Source organism: Kluyvera sichuanensis, from assembly GCF_014218705.1.
Taxonomy (GTDB): Bacteria; Pseudomonadota; Gammaproteobacteria; order Enterobacterales; family Enterobacteriaceae; genus Kluyvera; species Kluyvera sichuanensis.
In genome coordinates, this window is sequence record NZ_JABBJF010000116.1 from 1 (window position 1) to 202 (window position 202).

Sequence of the window (202 nt, forward strand, 5' to 3'; positions counted from 1 at the left end):
GCTGGCAATACTCTGTCTGGATTCTCCGGCAGCTATCAGTTCACCAATTTCCTTCCACTGATCGTCAGTAAACTTTGGTCTTCTGCCACCAACACAACCTTTTGCCCTGGCAACAGCTAAACCCGCCAAAGTGCGCTCACTATTAAGGTCGGATTCGTATTGTGCCGCAGAGAGGATGTTGCGAAAGTTATAGCGACCACTG

At 49.5% G+C, this 202-nt stretch carries 1 pseudogene; it reads right to left on the bottom strand.

The annotated features are described in order from the left end of the window. Positions 1-202: pseudogene (locus HII27_RS27340) on the bottom strand (DNA-invertase); the annotation flags it as partial.